We start from the raw sequence: 7,520 nt of genomic DNA on the forward strand, positions 1-7,520 counted from the left end.
ACTCCGATCTCTTCCATCCAAAACGGAACAACTTCATTGAGCATATACGCTCTCGTTTCAGGGTTATCATTGTTCAATTCAGGCAGCTCCTGCACGCCATAAAATGTTTCATATTCGTTCGGCCAGTTCAAGAACGTGTACCAGTCAAAGTAAGGACTGTTTTCTCCATTTTCAAGCGCATCCTGAAAGAAAGGGTGCTGACTTGAAGTGTGGTTCGGTACAAGGTCATAAACAACTTTGATACCACGCTCGTGAGCTTCATCTACAAGCTCTTTCATCAATTCGTTACTACCGAAGCGGGGATCGACATTCATGAAATCTTTTGGATGATAACCGTGAGAGTATGGACCTTCATAAATCGGTGATACCCAAATCGTATTGATCCCAAGGACATCGATATAATCGATTTTTTCCAATACACCTTGAAGGTCTCCTCCCATCCAGCCTTTCAGCTGTTCATCATATGAAAGAGAAGGATTGACGGATGTATTATTCTCTTCACTGCCATCACGGAAACGATCGACGAACACTTGATAGATGATCGATTCTTTTGCCCACTCAGGTGACTCATAATCATCTACATAGTAAGCGAATTCTGTAGCGTCTTCTGATTTAAGAGCATTGTTATCGGCAAACTGTGAACCTTCACTAGCAGAGTTCCACACATCAATCTTATATTTAACACGTGTTTCATTCTTTTGACGAGGAATGATTCCGGTCATTGTAGTCGTTTTTAAGCCATCGGCATTTGTTACAGTATCAACGACTTGGAGGGAAGCTGTTTTTCCATTCTTCGCTTCCCCTCTTTTTCCGTCTGGAGAGGATCCGTCTGTTGTGTAGTAAATTGCCCCCTGATCAATGGGGCCGAAGTGTTGAACAGTCACGGTTACTTTTACTTGGCCGTGTTTATCTGGAGTGTACGGATCATGATTGAAATCATGTGTCACATCCTGTGCAACAGGTATGGTCTTCCATTCAGTAACTGTATCTTCATAGCGCTTGTTGTCTTCTGTGAAAATGGCTGTACGAGGTTCTTCACGTACTTCTTTGTAAGGTTCTCCACTTAAACTATAAAAATAGGATAGTGTGTCACCGGCCTTGCCGGTAACCATAATTTCGTAAGTACGGTCATCGATTTTCTTCAAAGGGCTTACTTGATAGTTGAAGTTGTTTTTATTAGAAGCTACTGTCGGGACGATCCATTCTGGCGTGTTTTCTGGAACCGTTAATTCCAGAGTCAGGCTCCCTGAACCAGAATCCGCAAGTCGCACATCAACACTACGCTCATTTTCTGGATGAAAAGCAAATATGTAGGTGCCATCCTGGGGTGGAGTGAAGGTTAAATTGCTTCCAGGCATCCAATTCCCGTCATACACAAATTTATATTCTGTAGTTTCGCCGCCTTCTAATTCAATAGGATTGCTGAGCCATAATCCTTCTTCTTCGTTATATTGTAAAGGGTGGTCATTCGAACTCCAGTCCAGTGTGTCTGCACTTCCGCGTAGAACGACGGAGTCATATGTTTTTTCATCTGCATAGACTTTATTTCCTTCGTTAAGTGCAAACGGTTGCGCAAATGACAAAAATAAAAGCGTCAAACCGATAAGCCAAATCCAATTTTTCTTCATTGAAGCACTCCCTATTTTTAGAATTTTTTGTAATCGTTTTCATAATAAAAGAAGATATCCCATATGTCTATAGGACTAAAATAATGGTTGCTGGAAAAAAAGAACCGTTATTTTAGTTGATTAACAGCTTGGGAAAAACAGGGATTAGACAAATAATAAACGAGGCCAATAAGCGATCATTTTCACGTATTCTGTAAATACAGTTTCTGATTCTCTTTCTGTAAGTCCGTCCTCAGGATTGAAAAACGATTCGGCAAAGGAATAGGATAACTGAATGTCGTTGCTGTAAACCCCGTCAAATGTCATCTTCGTCCGGCGTGAGTGATAATCACTTGTCACGACAATGGCTGAACTGAAGTTATGCTCTTTCATAATTTCCTCGGAGAGGGTAGCATTTTCAAAAGTACTCGTCGCTTTTGGTTCCTCGATCAAGTCCTGCTCATCTACACCTCGATCTGCAACTGTCTCCTTTTTGGTCCAGTGTTCTGTCGAATTCGTCAAAATGATTTTATTTGCTTTCCCATCATGGTAAAGGTCTATGGCCCTTTCCATTCTTTCTTCACTGCTGCTTAGAAGAATGATGGCATCGGAAGCCTGCGCGTTGCTTTCAGCCTCGAGAAATTCGGGGCCGAGAATAAACAATGTAATGATGAACGATATAAAAAGGAAAACAAACGCCATGAAAGTAGTAAGGATGACTTTTTTAGTTTTATGTAAGGTCAATGGTTTCTAATTCCTTTCTGCTCGCTTGATTTTATGTAAATGATTGGATAAAGTTACATTAACTCGAAAATACCATTTCTAAACCTGATAATCCATGAATTTGCATCCTTTTCGCTTGAGTTTTTTTGTCGAATAAAGTAACATATTCTGCAAACCTTTTTATTTGAATTGTTTGTCAATTCAATGTAAAATTGATTCAACATCGTTGAAATTTTGTTGTAGAGGAAGGGTAGGAAGATATGATACAGCCTGATGATAAAATTGCGACCCCTGGCCAAATTGTGAGTTTTGAAAGAAATGACATTACTTTTACAGGAAAAGTCATTCCTAGTCAATGCCAGCGGTCAGTAATTGTCGATTTAACAGTAATGGATAATCTAGATGAAATCGATTTCGAGTACGACCGAACTGTCGTCGCTCATACCAACTACCGTATAATACAGGAATAGATCGTTAAAACCCTCTCTGTTTAAAAGAGAGGGTTTTTTGTATCTCTACATATCAAGAGGAGGAATGTAACCCCATTGTACCCTGTCTTAGAGACATATTTGCATGTCTAATTGCTAAGGTAAAATAGGTTTCACATTATATAACTATGTGATTACAATATAGTAATAAAAAAGACAAGAAGGGGTTAGATCAGTTATTACATTTCTAGAAATCGGAAAGGTAAGTCTTTTTTGTATAAATTCCTTTTTTTCGGCGAATACTTTTAGCAATTCTATTCGTCCGATAAGAAAGGGGGCATTGCCAGCGTGGAGAAGTATTTGATTTATTACCAGGTAAAATCGGGAGTGGTTAAACAGGTAGCCGTACTCGCAACCCATCGGGAAAAGGCACGTGAAGTTTATTTGAAAGATAATCCAAAAGCAAAAATTACTCATATCCATCTCTTATAAAGAGGGACTCGACCTTAATCAGAAAGAGGAATACACTTTCAGTCATCTACACCGACCGCTTATGGACGAATGCTTTAGATCAAATCTATCGAACGCTGTATTCTCAGACGTAGAATGATGCAGCTGCTTAAGAGTTGAAGATACGAGTTTGGCGGAGAGATGGCGCACAAGTTTCCTCTAATCTGTTAAAGTTTCGTTCTGTACAGCACATTCGTAGTTCGATTTACCGTTTTCATAGAAGGCAGAGATAAGATAAGATAAAAGTACAGGATAGGGTGATGTGCTAAACACTTCAGTAAATAGAGAGTACTGAAAGGGTGAAGTGGATTGGCACAAATAACGAGACTTTTTTTAGACCAAGATGAGTTGTCCATTTTCGGCCGGTATAGTGTCCGGCTGGATCAGACGATCGTTATTGAACCTGTAAGGCAACTGACGGAGAGTACGTTCGAACGGATTATGGAAACGAAACCAACGATTTCAAAAATACGCATCAAGAACCCTGATGTGAAACCATTCCTTGAGTATGCCGGCCCTTATACATTTAAAAGGGTACATGGCGTGTTGGTTTTTAGTCGTAGTGCTTCATAGAGAGAGAAAATAGTAAAAGAAGGCCTTCCGTGTTTGGCGGAAGGTCTTTTTTGTAATCGTCGAGGAAATTATAAAATCATTTGTATGTCGATAAATTTTTAAGGTGTGAGGTTATATCCAGCTCCCAATTTGCCTGGGTTTATGTTCTTGAAGTACCTCACTAGTTGCGGTTAAATTTGAGATAGAAGAACGTTACTCCTCTTTTTTATGGTCCTCTACTAACACATCCAATTTTCCTTCTATACGTTTTAATTCATTTCCCTGTTTTCTAATGTTAATGAAGAAATAGAGAAAGGCAAGGGGAACGGCGATCATCACCAAGAAAAAGATTACTTGTATGATTACGTCGCCTGTATTCATTCCACCTTGAGCTGTGGTTAAAAGAAACACATAATTCCTCCTTAATTAGAATGGATTTGCCTTAAATTAAGTGTAATAGCCTAAAAACGTTAAGATTGATACCCCTATAAATGTTACGGCGATTCCAGTTAGTGCTGCAATGAAAACCATCTTGGGCTGTTTTGTCTCAAACCAAATAGTGATTCCTAGAATGGTTGTAAATAAAACACCAAAGAAAAATGAAGCGAGTGGACTAGTGGGAGTTATCCAGTCAACCCATTGCAGGAACATAAACATCGCCTCCACTTCGTTTAACTCTCAACATCATATACGCTCCATGGAGGAAAAATTTCCCTTTTTTTATTCCTCTTTTAAAGAGTTTTCATTTTCAAGTAGGGATGAGGATCGTGAAACGAGCTCCTTGCCCTGCCTTACTAACGACTTCAATCTTTCCTCCATGTGCCTTCACAATATAATCGGCTATGGATAAACCTATCCCGTTTCCTCCAAGACTACGTGATCGTGACTGATCGACTCGATAAAAACGTTCGAAAATCTTCATCTGATCTTCAGCATCAATTCCGATCCCAGAATCTTCAACGACAAGATGAATGGTCTGGCTTGAAGCTGTTAACTGAACATGAATCGAACCATTGATATTATTGTATTTCCACGCATTATCTAAGAATATAAAAATGAGTTGGCGGATTTTTTCTTTATCTCCAAAAAAGGAGATATTTTCTTGGATATCACTGGTTAAAGTGAGACTCGTCTCACCTAATAGTGTAGAAAAAGAGCGGACAGACCGTTTGGCTACATCAGATAAATTGAAGGTTTTTTTCTCAATTGAAACTTTTTCAGAATCAGTTCGAGCTAGAAACAAAAGGTCATTGACTAGTGAGGACATCCTCTTCACTTCGCCTCTCATATCTTCAACCGTCTCCTGAGAAAACGCAGACATCGTCCTTTTTTCTTCTTCTTCCAGCACTTCGAATCCTGCAGAGAGGATACTTAAAGGTGTTCGTAATTCATGGGATGCATCATTCACGAATTCCCTTTGTCTTCGAACAGATTGTACAATGGGTCCGATGGATCTGCCTGCCATATAAAAAGATAAACCCATCGTCGCAAATGTGAATAAACAAGCTAATAGTAATAGGACGATTAACAAGCGGTGAAGAACATCTTTTTGCTGTGTAATATCGATAGCTGTATAAGCGTATCCCGCTTGCTCTAAAGGACGTGCTGCTACTAAATAATCTCTATCTTCATGATCTTTTTCTTTTATTTCTAATGAATCGGGGTTCCAGTCCTTTATTAACCCATCTATATTGCTATTATTCTTGTTCACAATCTCTCCACCCTCTGTCGCAATAGCGAACAAGTTGTTACTGAAATCTCGCTCACGAGGTTCCGAGGCTTCGTGGATCATTCGTCCAAGTGATTCATCAGAGATCAACTGCGTCACTTTATCCTTTTGATCATTAAGGACGGATTTAGAAACGGTCAGGTAAGCAATCGTAATAAACAAAAGTAATAAGAGCATAGTTAAAACAGTAAACAGCCACATTAATCTCTTTTTCGTTTTTTTGATCATCTCATTCATTGGATTCGGTATCCTACATTCCGAACACTTTTAATTTCGTGTTCAGCATTTGCTTCTCTCAGTTTCTTCCTCGTCAGCTTGACTAGAGAGTCGAGGTTGTTATCCGTTACTTCAGCATCGAGGCCCCATACTTTTTGGATCAATTGCTCTCGAGTCAGCACATGCTTTGCATTCATAATAAGTGATTCCATAAGCTGGTATTCTTTATAGGTGAGTGAGACATCTTTCCCTTGGACATAGAGAGTGTGAGAACTCCGGTTTAAATGCATGTCCCCAAGTTGAACCTTTTCTTCTTGAAAATTCCGCATCGCTCTTCTTCCAAGGGCACGGATACGAGCAAAAAGTTCATCAAATTCAAATGGCTTCACGATATAATCATCGGCTCCTGTGTCTAAACCAAGGACCCGGTCATCGGTGCTATCGCGGGCAGTAAGCATCAAAATAGACGAAGTGTACTTCTCTCTCCGAAGAGCGGCGCACACTTCCTGGCCGCTCATCTCTGGCATCATCCAATCTAAGATGAGAACGTCATATAAGTGAGAATGAGCATAGTCGTAAGCAGATTGCCCATCCTGAACCCAATCGACCTGGTAAAATTCTTTTTTCAGACGGTGTAAAAGGAGACGACCTAATTTTAGATCGTCCTCTGCTAATAAAATATTCAAAAACGACCATCCTTCCGTGACTAATGCGCAGTTTTAGTTTTTCCTTTTCCGCTAACTCTTTTAGCTAGATATGCTCCTGTTAATAAAAGAGTCGTTCCTGCATACATAAGGGGGATTGCTTCAGTCGAAGTATCTGAGCCAATGAAAAACCCGTGAAGGAGCACTAGCAGATAAGCTGGTAAAGAGAATAAGTGAATCTTCTTCCAAATGGAATATCCAACTTTTTTCATCATATCCGATGAAAGTAAAATTAGGAAGACTCCGTACAGGGAAAGCGTGCCTATTCCTGTAAGGATTCGATGCTCATCAGAAGTGAATGGGACGAATATTTCGTACCATTGATAACTTACGTAGTGATCATAAATCAAGATAACACCATGAAAAATCATGAGGAGAAAGCCCACCCATCCAGTTAACTGGTGGAACAAATTTTTTGATCCTCTCCATTTGGGGTGAATAAGCGGAGAGCTTTGTAAAAGTCCAATTAAAATGGATAAAAATAATAGAAAGAAGCTGGTTAAACCTGAAATTCTGGTCCATTCCCAAGTTGAGATTTCCATGCCGTTTTCACTCCTTTGCAATAATCGGCTATGTTGCTTGTGAGAAAGATCTTCTTATCCTCGGTTATTAAAATAGCAGCCGCCTCGGGGCAGTGCCTTTTCAGCCATTGAATAGATTCGATTGCATTTCTCATGCACATGACCTTTGCATAGACCTCAGACTTTTGTACCTTATTGGTTAATACAGTCGCCTGGATCACGTCAGATCTAGCATTTTCACCAGTTCGTCCATCGAGGATATGGTGACGTTCTCCTTTATTAGTCGTCCAACGTCTGAAAACCGTGCTTGAAGTCGCTATGGCTCCATGGTGCATGGTCATTTTTGCAATATCTGTCGCTGGATCAAATGGATTCAATACTCCTATGTTCTGGTCTCTATGAAACGAAAACCGCATGTCTCCTCCAGCATCCAAATAGATCCATTCTCCTTTTGCTATCTTATAGGCCTCATCTACACTCCAGCCTTTGGCAAATCCGCCTAGATCAATTTCTACTGCTTTTAATTTTTT

Annotated in this window: 11 protein-coding genes; 3 read left to right on the plus strand and 8 right to left on the minus strand. The window is 39.9% G+C overall.

Annotated features, from left to right (window positions below):
- Both LD39_RS15610 and LD39_RS21845 read right to left on the minus strand, forming a co-directional pair.
- On the minus strand, window positions 1-1,628 hold a 1,628-nt coding region (locus LD39_RS15610), incomplete at its 3' end, for an alpha-amylase family glycosyl hydrolase (protein WP_035549341.1).
- Between the two features lie 144 nt (window positions 1,629-1,772).
- Complete coding sequence (locus LD39_RS21845) at window positions 1,773-2,351, minus strand: YdcF family protein (RefSeq protein ID WP_052158905.1); 579 nt, start codon at window positions 2,349-2,351, stop codon at window positions 1,773-1,775.
- 239 nt (window positions 2,352-2,590) lie between these two features.
- Here LD39_RS21845 and LD39_RS15620 point away from each other — a divergent pair, with 239 nt between their 5' ends.
- From LD39_RS15620 to LD39_RS15625, 3 genes are all read left to right on the plus strand, one after another.
- Window positions 2,591-2,800 carry a YkvS family protein gene (locus tag LD39_RS15620; RefSeq protein ID WP_035549344.1) on the plus strand — a complete coding sequence of 70 codons (210 nt, stop codon included), beginning with the start codon at window positions 2,591-2,593 and terminating at the stop codon, window positions 2,798-2,800.
- Window positions 2,801-3,106: 306 nt separating this feature from the next.
- Window positions 3,107-3,250: a hypothetical protein gene (locus tag LD39_RS23165; RefSeq protein WP_197061442.1), complete on the plus strand. Its 144-nt coding sequence runs from the start codon at window positions 3,107-3,109 to the stop codon at window positions 3,248-3,250.
- A 327-nt stretch (window positions 3,251-3,577) separates the two neighbouring features.
- Window positions 3,578-3,841, plus strand: coding sequence for a hypothetical protein (locus tag LD39_RS15625; protein ID WP_035549346.1), 264 nt, complete (start codon window positions 3,578-3,580; stop codon window positions 3,839-3,841).
- Window positions 3,842-4,033: 192 nt separating this feature from the next.
- On the opposite strand, the gene LD39_RS15630 is transcribed toward LD39_RS15625, so the two are convergent.
- The 6 genes from LD39_RS15630 to LD39_RS15655 all read right to left on the minus strand — a co-directional run.
- A complete protein-coding gene (locus LD39_RS15630) occupies window positions 4,034-4,231 on the minus strand; it encodes a hypothetical protein (RefSeq protein WP_035549349.1) in 198 nt (65 codons plus the stop codon).
- 36 nt (window positions 4,232-4,267) lie between these two features.
- Window positions 4,268-4,471 (minus strand): hypothetical protein, encoded by a 204-nt coding sequence (locus LD39_RS15635; RefSeq protein WP_035549352.1) that lies wholly within the window; start codon window positions 4,469-4,471, stop codon window positions 4,268-4,270.
- 97 nt (window positions 4,472-4,568) lie between these two features.
- Complete coding sequence (locus tag LD39_RS15640) at window positions 4,569-5,786, minus strand: cell wall metabolism sensor histidine kinase WalK (protein ID WP_052158906.1); 1,218 nt, start codon at window positions 5,784-5,786, stop codon at window positions 4,569-4,571.
- On the minus strand, window positions 5,783-6,451 hold the full coding sequence (locus tag LD39_RS15645; RefSeq protein ID WP_035549354.1) for a response regulator transcription factor: 669 nt from the start codon (window positions 6,449-6,451) through the stop codon (window positions 5,783-5,785). Before LD39_RS15645 ends, LD39_RS15640 begins: the two co-directional genes overlap by 4 nt.
- Before the next feature lie 20 nt (window positions 6,452-6,471).
- Complete coding sequence (locus LD39_RS15650; RefSeq protein ID WP_052158907.1) at window positions 6,472-7,011, minus strand: ferric reductase-like transmembrane domain-containing protein; 540 nt, start codon at window positions 7,009-7,011, stop codon at window positions 6,472-6,474.
- The coding region (locus LD39_RS15655; protein ID WP_197061443.1) for an FAD:protein FMN transferase at window positions 6,969-7,520 on the minus strand (552 nt) is incomplete at its 5' end. The genes LD39_RS15655 and LD39_RS15650, both read right to left, overlap by 43 nt.

The sequence above is a fragment of the Halobacillus sp. BBL2006 genome (assembly GCF_000786645.1).
Lineage (GTDB): Bacteria > Bacillota > Bacilli > Bacillales > Halobacillaceae > Halobacillus.

Excerpts from the sequence above, each read along its gene's own strand:
- LD39_RS15640 (WP_052158906.1), bottom strand. The coding sequence starts at position 5,786 with ATGAATGAGATGATCAAAAAAACGAAAAAGAGATTAATGTGGCTGTTT.
- LD39_RS15650 (WP_052158907.1), bottom strand. The coding sequence starts at position 7,011 with ATGGAAATCTCAACTTGGGAATGGACCAGAATTTCAGGTTTAACCAGC.
- LD39_RS15620 (WP_035549344.1), top strand. The coding sequence starts at position 2,591 with ATGATACAGCCTGATGATAAAATTGCGACCCCTGGCCAAATTGTGAGT.
- LD39_RS15635 (WP_035549352.1), bottom strand. The coding sequence starts at position 4,471 with ATGTTCCTGCAATGGGTTGACTGGATAACTCCCACTAGTCCACTCGCT.